We start from the raw sequence: 16,338 nt of genomic DNA, 5'->3' as shown, positions 1-16,338 counted from the left end.
AGCTGGCAGGCGCGCCGCTGCCACTGGAGGCCAACCGCCGCAACGCTGGCGGCTTTAAGGGCCGGCGCCACTCAGAACTGACCTTGCGCCGCGTCCATGACTGAGTGCACGAAGCCCGGAAACTGCACTATCGCGAAGGAGAAATCTGTGACAGTTCAACTGGATCACGTCGTAGCACCGGTCGTGCCGACGACGGAGTCTGAGTTCGATCTCGACGTGACCCTGCTGGAGGTGGTGGATCCGGCTCACCTCATCAACATGACCGACGACGGCTGCGGACACACCTGCGAGAAGTCGACCTGTATCAGCTCCGCCTGATCGTCACGACATGACCGGACGCCACCACCTCGAACGGCGCGGGGTGGCGTCCGGTCTCCACACTTGCTCTCACGGGAAGGGTTCCTGGTGAAGTCGGCCATCCACCGCGACGCAAGGTTTCGCGTCATGAACGGTGCTTTGATCCGCGCCGTCACTCATAGCGGTCTGAATCTGCCGCAGTGGCCTAACCCGTCGGGAACTGGTCCGTCCACAGTGGCAGCATGGTTGGACTGGTTGCGTCAGGTGTGGGCCACCGAATCTGTTAGCGATGCCATTGGCCACGCCAGTCCTCGTCTGGCGGAGCAGATACGCGCGTTGTGCGCGACGGATAATCCCGGCGAGCGGGAGACGCGGCGGGCGGTGCTGTCTGTGGTCCGCTATCTGGGCCGTATGACGGGCCGGCCGACTCCGAACGGCCTGTTCGCAGGGGTGGCCCCAGCACGCTTCGCCCATCAGGCCGACTTGCGGTGGGGCACCGCGCACGAGGCTGTGGCCCGGAGTGAGTCCGGTTGGCTGGCCGAGATCATCAGCCAACTGGAGCGTCAGCCGGATGTTCTGCCGAATCTGCTCGTGGTCGCGAACACCACGGTCATGGTCCGTGGTGACCGCCTGGTCGTGCCGTACCGGCCGAGCATTCTCGATCGGGGCACCGGCGCAGTCGAGGTCTCGTTGCGGTACACCGCCCCGGTGCGCGTTGCCTTGCACGCTGCGCGGACACCAATCCGCTTCGAGGCCCTGTGTACCAAAGTCCAGACCGACTTTCCTCACGCGCCCTCAGCAACGGTGACCGCAATGCTCACCGAGCTGGTCACCCAAGGTGTGCTCGTCACCGGCCTCCACGCACCCAGCACCGAGCCCGACGCCTTGGGTCACCTGCTGCGCGAGTTAGAGGCGGCGGGCGAGGCCGCGGCGAAGCAGTCCGCCTCGTTGAGGGAGACCCATACCCTGCTGCAGCAGCACCAGCGAGCGTCCCTGGACGCGAGTCGCGCGGTGCGTGCGGAAGCCGCTACCCAGATGCACCGTCTGGCGCGTAGAAACCGGCACCCCGTCGCGGTCGATTTGTGGCTGGATGCCGAGATCGTTCTTCCCGACGCAATCGCCCACGAGGCCGAACGTGCCGCGATGCTTCTGACGCGCTTGAGCCCCTACCCGCACGGCACACCCCAATGGGGTGACTATCACCGTCGTTTCTACGAGCGCTTCGGCGCTGGCACGCTCGTGCCGCTCTTGGAACTCGTGGCGGACAACGGCATCGGCTGGCCCGACGGGTATCCCGGTGCATCGGCCGCTCTGCCGCGTCCCCAGCGGACACGCCGGGATGAGGCGCTGCTGGCACTGGCTCAGAGCGCAGCGCTGGACGGGCGAGTGGAAGTGATCCTGGATGAGGTGTTGCTCGCCGAGCTTGATCCGACGGACACTCGCCCGGCCCGGCTGCCCTCCCATCTGGAGCTGTGCGCCCGCGTGGACGCCACTAGTGAGCAAGCGCTCGGGCGCGGTGACTTCCGCATGACGGTCACCTCGGTCTCTCGCGCAGCGGGCGTTGTGACTGGCCGATTCCTGCACCTGCTCACTGCGGACAAGCGGGACGCACTGACCAGTGCGCTGGTCGACATGCCGAGCGAGGACGATGTGCTGTTCGCGCAACTGTCGTTCCCGCCGTTGGACCCCGCCACAGCACACGTCACCCGGACCACGCAGGTGCTGCCGACGGTGATCAGCCTCGCCGAGCACCGCAACACCGCCTCGGCGAACGTCCTGACGGCACAGGATCTCGCCGTCGGCTGCGACAGTCACCGCCTGTATCTCACGGCTCCCGCCCTCGGCAGGAGAGTGGAGGCATGGGGGATGCACGCACTCAATCTCCGCAAGCACACTCCGCCGTTGGCTCGCTTGGTGACCGAACTGTGCCGCGCCCAATCCGCGCAGGTAATCGAATTCGACTGGGGCGCCGCCTCGACGTTGCCGTTTCTGCCACGGCTGCGCTCGGGCCGCATCGTGCTGGCCGCTGCGCGATGGCGGCTGACCGCCACCGACCTGCCTGGCCGGAGCGCGAGCTGGGAGGCGTGGGTCACCGGGCTAGCCGACTGGCAGGGTCGCCGTCGTCTGCCGCGCAGGGTGTATCTCGTCGACGGGGACTGGCGACTACCGCTAGACCTCGACGAGGATGCGCACCGGATGCTGCTGCGCGAACACCTCGCCACCCGACCGCACGCAGTGCTGGAGGAAGGCCCAGCCGAGGATGCCACCGGATGGTTCGGCGGACGGGCTCACGAGATCGTCGTGCCTCTGGCCGCCCGCCAGCCGCAGACCACGACGCGACCGCCGCGCCCGACACCTCAGCGGATCGTCCGGCCCCGCGAGCACGGCCTGTCACCTGGTGCGTCCCCGCTGCTGTTCGCCAAGCTCTACGGCGATGCACAACGCCAGAACGTTGTGCTCGCTGAACATCTGCCCGCGCTGCTGGCGGAGTGGGGTGAGGATCAGCCGCGGTGGTGGTTCCTACGGTTCCGCGAGGGCGGCGAGCACTACCTGCGCCTGCGTATCGCGCTGCCCAGCTCCGAAGCCGCGGTGTTCGGCGAAGCCGCTGGCCGGATCAGCACCTGGACTGATCGACTCCGCCGCCTGGGCCTGCTGCGCGAGGTGGCCTTCGCGACCTCTTACCCGGAGACCGGCCGCTGGGGCTCAGGCCCGGCACTGGCAGCCGCCGAGGCGGTCTTCACCGCCGACTCCCGCGCCGTGCTTGCCCAGCTCGCCCAGCCCGCGCGTCCTCACCACCACGCCCTGGCCGCAGCGAACTTCGCCGCCATCGCCATCGCCTTCACCGGAGGCACCGAGGCCGGGATGCACTGGCTCATCGACCACGTCCCGGCCAAGCCTCCCACCGTCGTACCCCGACCGGTGTTCGCCGAGGCACGACGCCTGGCCGATCCCCGCGAGGACTTCCATGTCCTGCGCGGTGCACCGGGCGGGGCAGCGATCGTCGCGACGTGGGCCGAACGCGCCCAAGCCCTGGCCGCTTACCGAGCGCACTTGTCCGGAGCTGACACCGAGGGCCTTGACCCGGACACCGCCTTGGATTCCTTGCTGCACACCCACTTTCTGCGGTCCTGCGGCGTCGAGTTCGAGGACAAGGCGGTGTGCCTCTACCTGGCCCGGACCGCAGCTCTGACCTTCGCCGCCCGCGCGGGAGGACCTCGATGACCGCTGACCTTGCCGCGGACACCGCGGTCGAGTTCGCGATGGAGATCGCCGACCGCCTCGCTCGGCCCGACGCCGCCGACTTGCCCACCGATCAGGCGTGGTGGCACCAGTCCCTGGCCCACGGGGCTCCCGGTGTCGCACTGCTGCACATCGAGCTGGCGGCGGCCGGGATACGGCCGTTCGATCGCGCCCACGAGTGGCTGACCATCGTCGCCGGCAAGCCGGTCACCGCCGGGGCGAGCACCGGCGGGTTCTACGGCGCGCCGGCCGTCGCCCGTGCCCTCGCGGGCGCCACCGCGGTCCGCCCTGGCACATACCGGTCCGCACTCACGCCGTTGGCACGGCAGATCGTCGCCGACGCCCATGCCCGGGTCGACACCGCGCACACCCGCATGGACGCCGGGGAACTTCCGCTGATGGCCGAGTTCGACACGATCCGCGGTCTCGCCGGACACGGCGCCTACCTGCTGCACCACGCCCCTGGCAGCACCGCCCTACGGGCTGTGCTGAGCGCCCTGGTGCGCCTCACCCGACCGGTGATGATCGAGGGTGGCGAGTTTCCGGGGTGGTGGACCCTCACCGGTCCCACCGGTCACGTGGCGGACGAGTTCCCCGGTGGCCATGGCAACTTCGGCCTCGCGCACGGCATCTGCGGCCCGATGGCGCTGCTGGCCCAGGCTCTGCGACGGGGCATCATCGTGGACGGGCAGCGCGAGGCCGTCGAGACGATCTGCGCGTGGCTGAACTTTTGGCGCATCGACACCCCCGGCGGACACCGCTGGCCCTACATGATCACCAGGGACGAGATGCGGTCGAGGCCCGCGCACGTGCGGCACAGCGGAGCCGACCGCCGCCCGAGCTGGTGCTACGGAACAGCCGGGATCGCCCGCGCCCTGCACCTCGCCGCCCTGGCTCTGGGCGACAACTTTCTCCGCCAGGGCGCCGAAGACGCCCTGATCAGCGCGGTGACCGACCCAGCCCAGGATGCGTTGGTCAACGATCCCTCGCTGTGCCACGGCTACGCCGGACTCGCCCGCATCACCGCCCGCGCCGCCACCGACGCGACCAGCCCCTCCGCGATCCGGCTTCGCGCGCTGGCCATCGACCTGCTCCACCGCGCCCGCGCTCAGCCCGTCCCCGACGGGCCCGGCGTGCTGGAGGGCGCAGCCGGCGTCGGCTTGGCTGCCCTCGCCGCCGTGACCGAGCCCGCGACGGGCTGGGATACCTGCCTGCTGATCACCTGAACCGCCCGGAAGGAGACCCTGCGCCGATGCCGCTGGACAGCCGCTGGCACCACTACCTGGTCGAGTTCGCCGACCCGCCCACCGCCGAGCACACCGCCGCAACCCTGCTCGCGCCTGCCCTCGACCAAGCCCAGCAGGATGGTGAGCTCGACAGGTGGTGGCACCTGCGCAAGACGCCCGCCTGGCGGTTGCGTTACCAGCCGGTCGCCCCTGATACGGCCGTGGTCGACTCGCTGCTGGCCGAGCTGGAGACCGACGGGCAGGTCGCCCGCTGGACCCGCGGCATCTACGAGCCCGAGACCATCGCCTTCGGCGGTACCGCGGGGATGGACATCGCGCACACGCTGTTCCACCACGACAGCCGCCACTGTCTCGCTCGCACCACCGCACCAGCGGCCTTGGGACAGCGGGAGACCACCGTTCTGTTGTTCAGCGCGATGCTGCGCGCCGCCGGGCTGGACTGGTTCGAGCAGGGCGACGTCTGGGCCAAGATCGCTGCACTCCGGCCCGCCGCCCACGGTCACCACACCGATTCCCAGCGCACCGAGCGGTGGAACCAGGCCGTGCGGCGTCTGATGACCACCAACACGCACAGGATCTCCGACGTGGCGCCTGACCAGGTGCCTGAGACGTGGTGGGAGGCGTTCGACACCGCCGGACGCCAACTCGCCACGCTCGCCCGCGAAGGGCAGCTCGATAGAGGGCTACGCGCGGTCCTGGTGCACCACTTCATCTTTCACGCCAACCGCGCCGGACTCTCCGGACCCGATCAGGCCACCCTGGCGACGCTGGCAGTCGATGCCGTCTTCCACAGCACGCCTACCCGGCAGGCACCAGCCGGGACCACCTCCAACACCGTTAGGGTTCCGGCAATGACGACTACTGTGAGTGACGCCTCGACCGACTCCGCCGACGAACTGCGTGCCCAGCTCACCGACCGCCTCATCAAGGACGGCACCATCCGTACCGACGCCGTCGAGGCAGCGTTCCGGCAGGTACCGCGCCACCTGTTCCTGCCCGGCCTCCCGCTGACCGAGGCGTACGCCGACGAGCCCGTCTACACCAAGCACGAGGGCGACGGCACCCGCATCAGCGCCGCTTCCCAGCCCAAGATCGTCGCCATGATGCTCGAACAGCTCGGCATCCAGCCCGGCGAGCGGCTGCTCGAACTCGGCGCGGCCACCGGCTACAACGCCGCCCTGATGACCACCCTGACCGGCCCGACCGGGCACGTCACCACCATCGACATCGACGAGGACCTCGTCGCCGGGGCCCGCGAGCACCTCGCCGCCGCGAGCATCAGCAACGTCGAGGCTGTCGCCGCCGATGGCGCACTCGGCCACCCGGAGGCCGCGCCCTTCGATCGCGTCATCGCCACCGTCGGAGCCCACGAGGTCCCCGCCGCCTGGCTCGACCAGCTCGCACCCGGTGGACGTCTGGTGGCCCCAGTGCGCCTGCGCGGGTGCGCCTCGCGCAGCATCATCTTTGAACGTGACCAGGACGGCTGGAGCAGCCTCGGTAGCGAGATGGCGATCTTCATGCCTCTCCGGGGCCTCGGCGACGACGCCCGCCGCGTCCTCGACCTCACCAGCACCGGCGACGTGACGCTGCAAACCCATAAGGACAACAACCACGCCACCAACCCGGACACCCTCGCCGGAGTCTTCGACACCCCCGCCCGCGAGGTATGGACCGGCGTGCACTTCGTCCCGATGGAGTCCTTCGAGTGGCTGGACCTGTGGCTGGCCTGCCACCTGCCCAACCCCCTCATGCGCATGGAGGTCACCCCCGCCGCGAAGGACAGCGGCCTGGTGCGACCGATGTTCCCCACGGTGGCGATGGCCACCACCGCCGCCGACGGCAGCCTCGCCTACCTCACCATCCGCATCGCCGAGCCCGGCCCCGACGGCGGCCGGCGCTTCGAAGTCGGGGTCATCGGCCACGGCGCCAGCGGGCAGGAACTCGCCGAGCAGGTCGCAAGCGAGATCACGGCCTGGGACAAGGGCTTTCGCTCGTCCACCGTCCGCTTCACCATCCCGGACGCCGCGCCCCAGCCGGACACCAACCCCGGCCGCGTGGTGCTGGACCGCCCGACCAAGCCCATGACCGTCACCTGGGAATAACAGTCATGGACCCCACCGGTCAGTTCGCCCGCCGCTTCCCCCTCGTCGCCCGCACCCGCCCGACCTGCGTCCCGCTGGCCCGGCGGGTGACCGAGCTGTGCGACCGAGGCCGCGAGGCCGCGCGCACCGGCGACATCACCGAGGCAGCCGCGGTACACAACCAAGCAGCGCTTGTCGCCGCCGACTGCGGCCTCCCCGATCTGGCCCGGCAGTGGTGCCACCAGCAGGTGAACATCTACCTGCGCGCCCGTCCCTTGGGCGCGCAGGTAGCCCGCCTCGCGCTCGAACCGATCACCAACCTGGCCCGCCTCTACATCCGCGAGGGCCAAGGTGAACGTGCCTTCGCGCTTATGGACACCCTGTTCACCGCGGTCTCCTCCCGCACCAATGCCGACGTCGACGGCATCGAGATCCCGGCCGACCTCACCGACTCGGTCGAGACGCACCAGCACATCCGCAGGTGGCTGTGGGCGGTCCTGCTGGCCACCGGCGGCCGTGCTCTCGCCGCCGCCGGACACTGGAGGGAGGCACGCGCCCGACTGGGCGACTACAAGGGCATCGGCCGCCGCATGCTCGACGGCCGCCAGATCGCGGTCATCGCCCACGCCGTATCCGGCGACACCGCCAGCGCCCTCGATCTCCTGACCGACACCGCACCCGGAGAACCGTGGGAGAACGCCGTGACCGCGTGCCTGACCATCCAGTGCCGCGGCGCCTCGGGTAGCGCTGACCTGCCCGCGCTCCTGGACCAGTACCACGGCCTCGACACCTCGACGCCCGGCTTGGTGGTCTTCCGCACACGGCTCGGGTTGTCCTTCATCGACGCCATCGGCACCATCGACGACCGACCCGCACGCCAGATCGCCGTCGATCTGATCAACCACGCCACGGCGACACGAGACGGATACGCCGCCCGCGACGTACTCGCCCACAACGGCTGCCGCGAACTTCTCACAGACGCCCAAGCACGTGAACTGTCCGACCTTGTCGAAGCGTGCGCGCTCGGCCACGGCACGGTCCCGGCCGCACTGCTGGCAGATCTCACGAAGGCGCTAGCAGGCGTCGAAGAGGTTATGACGCACAGTACGACCGTGATCGCGCCCGTGATATCTCACAACGACCGCGCTCCAGCCAGTCCGTAGTGGATTATCAAAATTAAAACCGTTGTGCCATAACGGAATAAGACTTCCATACGCGAAACTGCCGAGCGCCGAATGCTAATGCCAACTGGCTAACGCAACGACCATTGACACGAAGGGAAACTATGCACACCACTACTACATCGCCGGAAGCGCTGCGTGTGGGAATGGTCGAGAGGATCCGGAAGGCGGGACACGCGCAACGCAGCGAGGTCGAGCGGGTTCTGCGCGACACACCGCGGCACGAGTTCGTGCCGGACGCGGAACTTGCGGTTGCCTACGACCCGTGGCAGGCGGTAGTCACCCATCGGTTCGAGGACGGCCGGTCGTTGTCCTGTGCGTCAGCGCCGTGGCTGGTCGCCGCGATGCTCGACCAACTCGATGTTCGACCGGGCAACCGCATCCTGGAAATCGGCGCAGGAACTGGATACAACGCGTGCCTGCTCGCCCAGTTGACCGGCCGCGCGGACCTGGTGACCACGATCGACATCGACCCGGACGTCACCACGAGAGCCTCCGGAGCGCTGGCCGCAACAGGCTACGGCGACGTGCACGTGATCACCGGCGATGGCGGGCTCGGCTACCCCGACCACGCGCCGTACGACCGCGTGATCGCCACCGTCTCACCGTGGGACATCCCCGCCGCATGGTGGCAGCAGCTTGCTCCTGGAGGACGCCTGGTCGCTCCACTGCGCTGGCGCGGGCAGGGCCGCAGCGTCGCCTTCACCTACACCGACGGTCGACTGGTCTCCGACTCGCTCCATCTGTGCGGCTTCGTGTACCTGCAGGGCGTGGAGGACGAAGGCGAACTCAGCGGTCCGATCGCTGCGGATGAACTGGTTACGCTCCACTGGGATCGAGACCAAGCAGTGGAGATCGACGCGTTGCGTGGTGTGCTCGACCAGCCGCGTGTCACGGCCTGGTCCGGGATCACCATCGCCAGCAACGAGTCCCACGATGGGCTCTGGCTTCGGCTCACCGTCACCGACCCGCGTGTATGCCGGATCAAGGTCCACGCCGACGTCCCGCCCGAGGTCTGCGACCCGATCGGAGGCTGGTGGCGCATGGCCCTGGTCGACGGCGACACGCTCGTCTACCTCACCGCCCGCCGTCTGGAAGCCGGCGACGACGTGTGCTGGGAGCTGGGCGCGATCGGCCACGGCCCGGCCGCCGCCGAGCTCACCGAGTACCTATGCCACGAGATCCGGCTCTGGGGGCCCGAGCGGAACCAGAGCACGCCGTCGCTCATCGTCTACCCGGCAGACACCCCGGACAGCGAGCTCGCCGGCCCCGCCATCGAGAAGACCCACAGCAGGTTCGTGCTTACCTTTGGTGACGTGCCTTCGTGAACCCAGACGTTCTCAGCCATCACGTGCCTAGCGCATTCGAATTAGCAAGGTCCATCAGCAGCGCGTTCAGGACGCGTTCTTCGTACTCCGGGTTGTTGTTGACGGTATCCGCTGGTCGTTGTTGGTAGCGCCATAGCGAGGCGTGCGGCAGTGTAGCCATCAACTGGGCCACGATCGCCTGGCCGGTGGTGTCGTCGTCGGCGCGGATGTGTAGATGGGCGCCGGTCGCGGCGAGACCGGCGAGCAGCTTGCGGACTGCTCCGCTGGGGACTCCGTTGGTGCAGATCAACGGGTAGCAACGGCTGGCCAGGGTGTCTGCGGCGGCTGCGACGACTGTGGGGTTCTCGCATACGTACACGTCGACTCGTGGGTCAGGGCCGCACTGGTTGTGGTCGAGGACGAAGTCGCCGTTGAGGGAACGCCAGGTCAGCCAGACGGGTTCGCCGGTCTGGTTGGCTGCGGCGGTGATCGCGCAGGCTGGAGCGGAACCGGTCAGTGGAAGGTTGAGGGTGAGCACGCGCGAGGACAGCGGGTCGCAGATGACGCCGAGGGCCTCCCAGGCGGTCCGCCAGCCGTCACCGTCGTAGTCTGCGTCGTCGTGGCCGTCACCGTCGGCTAGGCGAAGGATGTCGAGGCCGATGCGCCCGGCACGGCGATCCAGAGCATGGGGGTCGTCTAAGGCGGCGTCGGCGAGGACGCTGAGCATGATCGTGTCGGTGCCATGGGGTAGGTGTTGCCACGCCGCGGCGATGGATCGAGTCAGCGCGATGAGTTGGCCGTGGCCAGCTTGTGGGAGTCTTTTGCGGCGCATCCACGCTTCTGCCGATGTGGGATGGATGCCGGCGTCGAGCAGGACGGTAAGGGCTTGTTGGCGTTCAGCGCTGGCGTTGGCACGGTGTTCGCGGCGCTGCTCGCGTCGGTTGATCAATTCGTCGTCGTAGAGCAGACGGACTGCGGTGTCGGTGTCGATGCCCAGCTTGAGCAGCTTGGTTTTGAGAATGTGCGGGGTGACTCCGCGGCCGGAGGCGTCCCAATCGGTGCCGAGCAGCGCCCGGACCTGTCGTCGTTCCTCCTCGGTCAGCTCGACGGGCAAGGCGGTCTTGCCCCAGCTGTAGCCGTCTTCGAGGTGTTTGCGTAAGGCCGCAACGATCTTGGCGGGACCAGCTTTGGCGGCCCAATTCATCAGTTGGGTGTGGGCCGCGGCTGTGTCCGATTGGTTGATGGTGCCGGTCGGGATGTCGTCAGTGTTCATCGGCTCGCAGGTGAGGTGAGAGGGCTACTGGGGTGAGTCGAACAGGCCGGTGTCCAGGGCCATGGCCTGCACGCCGTCGGGCAGCGGGCGAACGAGCTCGGGGAGGTCGGCGGGGTCCGGGGTGGTGATGTGGGTGGTGGCCTTGCCGTTCCAGAGCATCGTTTCGAAGAAGACGCCGGGCAGCGGCTTGGGGGCGCGGCAGGTGGTGACGATGGCAGCGAAGGGGACTTCGGGGTTGTTGGCGAGCATCCCTGGTCCGGCCATCATCCAGTCGAGGTCGCAGGCGCTGAGGAGCCGGAACAGGGCGGTCTTGTTAGGCGGGTCCACCCCGTCGAACGCCTCGTCGAGCCACATCAGTCGAGGTGCGTTGGGATGCTGATCGTACATCGCTTGCAAGGCGGCGATGAACGGAGCGAGCAGGGTGACAACACGGGCCCCTCCGGAGAAGGTGTCGTGTTCGGCGCGTTCCAGTGCCACCCACATTCGTTTGCCCGACTTGCCTGTCGAGGCTGTGCTGTATTCCAGCTTGAGATCGAACCAGCGTCGGTAGTCCAGCGTGTGTTCCAGGCGTTTGCGCCAGTCGGTTTCCCCGTGGGCACGGGCTGCTTCTTGAGCCTCTGCAACGCGACTGACGAGGAACTGTTTGATTTGCGCCTGCGTGGCCGCGGGCATGAATGTGACGCCCTCTTTCTCCAGGACCTTGAGGACTTCGTTGGCGTCGCGTTCCTCCGAGACCGGGACGCGCACCAGTTGCAAGGTGAGGGAGGAGGTTGTGGTAGGGCTAGCTTTCAGTTTGTCGTTGATACGGAGCCGCAGACTTTCGACTTCAACGAGTCTGTCCCGGAGGTGTTCGACGAACGTGCTGCCCAGCAGCTCGTTGATCGCGTGGTCGAGTTCGGCGTCGTAGTTGGCCTTGAGCTGGTCGAGTTGCTGCTGAAGGACCTGCACGGCGACAGGCGGTGGGTAGGGCCTGCCAGACCCATCGATGATCAGATCGACTGAAGGCCGCTGAGTCGGATCAGTATCACTGGGTTCGGACAAGGTGGCGGTTCTGCTGGACAAGGCTTCCAATTGTGAGCGCAGCTCCGGGAGCTGACCGGTCAGTGCTTCCCATTTTCGACGGGCGTGGTTGGTGGCCTGCGGAGTACCGGGTTCCCAGCCGACGATGGATATGGCTTGGGTGACGGCGTCGGCGTCCTCGATGGCGGTCTCGGGTGATCGTTCGAGGGAAACGGTGATGCCGCAGAGTTCCGGGATGCCGGTGTCCAGGTGTTCCCACCAGTGCTGCAGGGCGTCGGCATGTTCGGATTCGACAGCTTGTCTGCGCTGGGTAGCGGTGTCTGCGCTGCTCTTGGCCGTAGTGCGTGCTTCAAGCAGGTCTCGTTGCTTCTCACGCAGGAGCTGCAGATTGGTGTCGAAACTGTTGATCGTGTGGTCTAACTCCGCGACGCGATTGAGGATTTCCTTCCCCTGCAAGGACAAGGCCGCGCCAGCCTCTTTTGCCGCGGTGTGGAGGCGTTGCGCTTCCTCCTGCTCAGAACGGGACTCCTCGCTTACGGTGCGGAATTCCTCTTGGCGCTGCCACAGGTCCTGCTCTGCTCGGATCAAGGCTTGGTGCAGGGTTGCTGCCACCTGCCCTGCGGCGTCGAAATCGCCGATGTTGGTCCGCAGTGCTGCCAAGGCAGAGGCCACGGCTTCCAGTTCCTCATGATGACGCGGCATGTGGTGCTCATCGGCGAAGGAGATGACTTCGCGTGTCGCGGTCTCCACGGCCTCACGAGCCTTACGTACCGCGTCTTGGGCTTTGGTCAGCTCGCGTGCCCTGCTGGCGACGAGCTCGGTTGCCTGCCGGGCCGAGTGGATGGTAGCGACCACTGCGGTATCCGACGGCGGGTTGTTGTAGGCGGTGTTGAGGGCATCGAGGCGGGCGGCGAGGTCGGCGACCTGCTGGGTGAGTTCGTTGACGTGGGCATCGGCGGTAGCGAGAGCGGTGTTGAGTTGTTCCAGGCGGCGTTGGCGCGCCGCTTCCCGTGCCGCCGTACCGAGCAGTTCCGCGCCGTCATGCGCTGGGGCGGCGCCGCCCGTTAGGTCGGCGAACTGCCAGTGACCATCGTGCGCGATGGTGACACGTGTGGTGCCGATGTTGCTTCCGGGCGTTCCCTCGGCGACGGCAGTTTGGGTGCCGTTGTCTGACTTGGTGTCGTCGTTGAGGGTTTCTGTGTAGGCGACGCTGGCCAGCAACTGCTCCACGACGTCGCGCAGGTTGTCGGGTAGTCCGGTGGCAGGTGCCAGCACAGATCGCAGGGTCCGCTGTCGGTGGGGCGATCCAGCGTCCTGGCTGTCGGGCTGGGACTCGCTGGAGTGAGCGGTGTCGGTACCACGGGTTTGGGGGGCGAGCTGCCAGACGGTCTCGTGGCCGTCGCGGTCGGTGCGGTAGCTGCCGTCTGGTGTGATCCACGCCTGGAGAAGGCTGGCGGCATCCAGGGTTGCTTCGAGCATGGCAACCTGCTCAGTGCTGGTTTCCGGCAATGGGTCCACGAGTCGCCACAGAGGTGCGCCGGAGTCGCTGATTCCTTCGGGACGCGGTCGACGCGACCACAGGTATGGCGACGGCGGCGACGGTTCGGTCTGTGCCGACAGCTGCTCGATCTCGCCGGTAATCTGGTCGCACAGGGCTACGGCGGCGGTGAGTTCCTGCTGTTGGCTCTGTCGCTGTCCGGTGAGCTCGGACTGGAGCGGAAGGAAGTGTTGGTGTAGCAAGAGTTCCTTGAGCACCGGTGTTGGTTGTGGCGCCTCGGCGATGGCGGTGACTTGCGCCATCCAGGTCTCGATGAGATCAGCTGATGGCGGACTTTCGGGCAGCTGTGACGTCCACTTCACCAGTTGGTGGGCTACCGCGGCGGTCGCCTGCTCGACCTCGCTGTCAACCTTGACCGCGGCTTCCACGGCGGCCCGGTGTTGAGTCTCTGCATCGCGAAGTTGTTCGTGTGCAAGGCCAGCTCGCTGCTCGGCCTGATCCTGGGTGTGTAGCAGCCCACGCAGGTGATCGGCGAGTTTCTGGCGGTGGGAAGCGAGGTGGGTCAGCCGCGCGATGTCCCCTCGCTCGATGAGTTCATCGACGAGCTCGCCGTATCCTGCATCGCCAGCCGCGGTCGCCACGGCGCGACCGAGCTGTTCGCGCTTCCTATCGGCTTGTTCCGCATTGTCCCGTGCTGTGTCGTGGCGCTCACGAGCCTTGTCGAACTGGTTGTTCGCCGCGTCGACGCGCCCTGCCGTCCGCCGAGACCGCTCAGCGGCCTTGTCGGCTTGTTCTCGCAGCGAGCGGGCGTTGGCAGTGGCGCTCTCTGCCTCTTTGTACTCTTGTTGCTTTTGCAGCGTTTCCTTCTGAGTTCGAGCCTGCTGCTGCCCCTTTTCCGCTGTGCCAATCTGCTCATCGACCGACGTGAGCTCGTCGGCACACTTGTCCAGCGTGGACCGTTCCTTCGTTTCGTTGCGCCGCGCCTGCTTCAGGGCGTCGCGCGTGGCGAGCACAGGATCTGCTGCTTGTCGGATCTCACTGTGCGCCCACGCAAGCCAATACTTGTTGGTGAACTGGGTGATCGCGGCCAGGGCCTGTTCTGCGTTGTCCTGCTCGGTTCGCATCCGTTCCAACTCGTCCCAGTCCTGGGACAGCTGATCGATCTCGTCGTCATCGATGGCAGGAAGTGCGTGCCGGAACGCCGTAGCCAGATCGTCCACTTCGAACCGCGCACCGATCTTGGGAGTCCGCAGCACCCGCAGGACCCGGATGAGCTGAGTGAGCACCGTGGAATTTCCGTCGAACATCGTCCGAGCGATGGCGCCACGGTACTTCTCACCCGACGGGTGCTGCTCGAATCCGACGATGTTCTTGACCTGGCCGGGTTCTACGGGGAGGCCCGACTCGACTAGCGTCAGTCCCGCTCGAACGCGTTGATGTCCCAACAGGGTGCACCATGTCGGTGGCGACATGTCATTGTCGCCCACACGAGCTTGGGCAAACAGCAGCGTGGTGAAGAACTCGGGCCCGTCGCCGGTCAGTCGACCGTACTCGGCCCACGCCCAGCCGCGGTACTTCTTGGCATTCTTCTCGCGCCGGTCCATCGAGTGGTCCGAGGGTTCGACGTAGAAGCGGAACTTCTTGGTGGCCGAACCGAGAGTGTCGATGTTGTAGGAGGAAACGTCCCCGGCGAGTAGCAGCAGCGTGGTCAAGGTCATCAAGGTGGACTTGCCCGACTCGTTGGCACCAGCCAGTTGCAGCCGGCCGTCGGCATACCACGCCTCGGCGCGGTCGAACTCCCACAGGTTGACCACACCGACTCGCAACGGCTGCCAGCGTCGCCGTCCCGGCATCGGCAGTCCGCCGCCCTCGGCCTGCTCACGCCAATGCATCGCGGCATCGGCTCGCTCTTCTGTTGCAGCGCTATCGGCCTGGGTCATCGGCTGTCATCCATCTCAAGGTTGATCATCAAGTTGGTGTCGAACTCGCCATTGTCGGCGGTGAGAACCGGTTGGAAGCTGACCCGCGGATTGCGGAACCGCGCGGCGGTGGGCTGAATGATCCACTCACGACTAGGACTGACGCGCACGAGTCCGACAGTCTGCAGGATCGGTTCGACGGCTGTGCGCAGCCGGCCCACGCCACCGCGCAACTCGTCGGTGAGAGCCTTGGCGTACCGGGCGGCGACTTCCGCGATGAGTTCGTCGATGACAGCTGAGGCCACCGCGACCCGGCCTACAGCATCGGGCGGCGGACCGGCAGCGATCGCGGCATCCAGGATGTTCAGCGCGAACCACGAGGAGCGCTTGCTTCCGGGGAAGGCCACGACGAGACCTGGAGGGCTGTCCTCCGGCAGCCTCAGCAGCATCCCTTCCGCCCTGATCTCCAGGGCGCCACCGGTCATCTCCGTCGCGGCAGCGGCCAGGGAAGACCGTTGTGCGCGGGCGTAGTCGGCATCCTCGGGACGCAGGTCGCCGTACAGCAACGCGGTGTCCTCCAGCAGCCGGCGCAGCATGCGTTGCCGCCGCGTCGCCGTCCGAACGTCCTCGACGTAGCCGCTGTCGGCGGTGAACACGCGATGCACGGTGTGCGGGTCGATGAACTGCAGCAACGCGTCGGGATTGACTTCGAAACCGCCGCCGATCCCTTCCCCGTCGTCCTCCCACTGACGCAGCAACGCGTCATCGGAGGTACGGCGGATCAGCACGCCGCACCGCACCATGTGGTCGACCGCCTTCAGGAACATCTGCCGCTCCATGCGCGCCTTGCGACGACCCTCGTCCTTGCCCGGGTTGGGGTCGTACGGCGTGACGTGGCAGGCCGGACTGACCGAGGCTGCCCGGACCGCATCGGACAGGTACTGCACCGTAGTGCTGCCGGTAATCTCTTCACATGCGGCGGCCAGCAGGATCCGCAGCACCAGTTCCCGGCGCGAAGGTGGCTCCACGGTCACTGGCGCGGCAGTCAACTCCGGGCCAGCCGGATCGCGATGCAGCCGGACGACCCCGACGGAGGTGGTCAGCCGGTACCCGACGCGCGCCGCCCACCGAGTCAGCGTGCCACGGTTGTCCAGCACGGCGCGATAGAGCCGCGGGTTGGTCTGATAGGTCAGTATCGGAAACGCCAGCAGTCCCAGCCATGCTCTCTGCGCGGTGTGCTTGCGTACCGACTCGGGAAGTTCGTCGTACACCCGG

At 67.2% G+C, this 16,338-nt stretch carries 9 protein-coding genes; 6 read left to right on the top strand and 3 right to left on the bottom strand.

All coding sequences use genetic code 11. The annotated features are described in order from the left end of the window. Positions 1-147 precede the first annotated feature (147 nt). The 6 genes from ATL45_RS23285 to fxlM (ATL45_RS23260) all read left to right on the top strand — a co-directional run bounded on the left by ATL45_RS23285 (position 148) and on the right by fxlM (ATL45_RS23260) (position 9,374). Entirely contained in the window at positions 148-318 is a 171-nt protein-coding gene (locus ATL45_RS23285; RefSeq protein ID WP_246025497.1) for an FxLD family lanthipeptide, read from the top strand. Positions 319-405: 87 nt separating this feature from the next. Continuing rightward, positions 406-3,519 carry a lantibiotic dehydratase gene (locus ATL45_RS23280; protein ID WP_246025496.1) on the top strand — a complete coding sequence of 1,038 codons (3,114 nt, stop codon included), beginning with the start codon at positions 406-408 and terminating at the stop codon, positions 3,517-3,519. Beyond that, on the top strand, positions 3,516-4,763 hold the full coding sequence (locus tag ATL45_RS23275) for a lanthionine synthetase C family protein (RefSeq protein ID WP_093153563.1): 1,248 nt from the start codon (positions 3,516-3,518) through the stop codon (positions 4,761-4,763). Before ATL45_RS23280 ends, ATL45_RS23275 begins: the two co-directional genes overlap by 4 nt. Before the next feature lie 26 nt (positions 4,764-4,789). Continuing rightward, positions 4,790-6,886 (top strand): methyltransferase, FxLD system, encoded by a 2,097-nt coding sequence (gene fxlM, locus ATL45_RS23270; RefSeq protein ID WP_093153560.1) that lies wholly within the window; start codon positions 4,790-4,792, stop codon positions 6,884-6,886. Between the two features lie 5 nt (positions 6,887-6,891). Next, positions 6,892-8,028 carry a hypothetical protein gene (locus tag ATL45_RS23265; RefSeq protein WP_246025495.1) on the top strand — a complete coding sequence of 379 codons (1,137 nt, stop codon included), beginning with the start codon at positions 6,892-6,894 and terminating at the stop codon, positions 8,026-8,028. Positions 8,029-8,150: 122 nt separating this feature from the next. Further along, positions 8,151-9,374 carry a methyltransferase, FxLD system gene (fxlM, locus tag ATL45_RS23260; protein ID WP_093153558.1) on the top strand — a complete coding sequence of 408 codons (1,224 nt, stop codon included), beginning with the start codon at positions 8,151-8,153 and terminating at the stop codon, positions 9,372-9,374. A 19-nt stretch (positions 9,375-9,393) separates the two neighbouring features. Here the strand turns inward: fxlM (ATL45_RS23260) and ATL45_RS23255 are convergent, their stop codons facing one another. From ATL45_RS23255 to ATL45_RS23245, 3 genes are read right to left on the bottom strand one after another with little or no spacing between them, the layout of a single operon-like run. Further along, a complete protein-coding gene (locus ATL45_RS23255; RefSeq protein WP_093153555.1) occupies positions 9,394-10,626 on the bottom strand; it encodes a DUF2399 domain-containing protein in 1,233 nt (410 codons plus the stop codon). Between the two features lie 24 nt (positions 10,627-10,650). Next, a complete protein-coding gene (locus ATL45_RS23250; protein WP_093153552.1) occupies positions 10,651-15,084 on the bottom strand; it encodes an SbcC/MukB-like Walker B domain-containing protein in 4,434 nt (1,477 codons plus the stop codon). Beyond that, a complete protein-coding gene (locus ATL45_RS23245; RefSeq protein ID WP_170210324.1) occupies positions 15,081-16,334 on the bottom strand; it encodes a DUF2398 family protein in 1,254 nt (417 codons plus the stop codon). The genes ATL45_RS23250 and ATL45_RS23245 overlap by 4 nt, the downstream gene beginning before the upstream one ends. Positions 16,335-16,338 lie beyond the last annotated feature (4 nt).

The sequence above is a fragment of the Saccharopolyspora antimicrobica genome, from assembly GCF_003635025.1.
GTDB classification, from domain to species: domain Bacteria; phylum Actinomycetota; class Actinomycetes; order Mycobacteriales; family Pseudonocardiaceae; genus Saccharopolyspora; species Saccharopolyspora antimicrobica.
This window is presented reverse-complemented; position numbering and strand designations above follow the sequence as displayed.